1 protein-coding gene is annotated in these 739 nt (G+C 73.2%); it reads left to right on the top strand.

The annotated features are described in order from the left end of the window. Nucleotides 1–202: 202 nt before the first annotated feature. A partial coding sequence (gene coaE, locus BIU95_RS04870; RefSeq protein ID WP_071250713.1) for a dephospho-CoA kinase occupies nucleotides 203–739 on the top strand: 537 nt, incomplete at its 3' end.

The following is a 739-nucleotide window of genomic DNA, read 5'->3' as shown; positions in this document are numbered from 1 at the left end:
CGTCGTCGTCGTCCTCGTCGTTCGCCGGCGAGACGGGTGGCGCAAGCCCCCTGGCCGACGACGCGTCGCTCGCTGCACTCCGCGAGAAGCTCAGCTCGACCAACAACTGATCGAGCGGTTCGTCCCGACCGGAAGCCCGGCACCCCTGACAGGGTGCCGGGCTTCCGGCGTTTCCGGGCTTCCGGGTCGTTACCCTGTTGCCGTGCACATCATCGGACTCACGGGCGGCATCGCCGCGGGCAAGTCGACCGTCTCCCGACGCTGGGCCGAGCACGGGGCCGTCATCGTCGACGCCGATCGCCTGGCGCGGGACGCGGTGGCACCGGGAAGCCCGGGCCTGGCACAGGTCGCCGAGCGGTTCGGCGCGTCGGTCATCGCCGCCGACGGCTCGCTCGACCGGCCCGCACTCGGATCGATCGTCTTCGCGGACCCCGCGGCGCGGAAGGACCTCGAAGCCATCACGCACCCCGAGGTGTGGCGGCTCGCGCAGCAGGCGTTCGACGGAGCCGAGTCCGCTGACCCCGACGCCGTGGTGGTCTACGACGTGCCGCTCCTGGCCGAGGCTCGGGGGTCCCGTCCGCTCCGGTTCGAGGCGGTCGTGGTGGTGGACGCCCCCGCGGCGCAGCGCATCGAGCGACTCGTCGAACACCGCGGGATGCCCCGTGAGGAGGCCGAGCGCCGGGTCGCAGCCCAGGCGAGTGACGAGGACCGCCTCGCCCTCGCCGACCACGTCGTCGAC

Origin of the sequence: Curtobacterium sp. MCBA15_007 (assembly GCF_001864905.1) — a bacterium.
GTDB classification, from domain to species: domain Bacteria; phylum Actinomycetota; class Actinomycetes; order Actinomycetales; family Microbacteriaceae; genus Curtobacterium; species Curtobacterium poinsettiae.
This window is presented reverse-complemented; position numbering and strand designations above follow the sequence as displayed.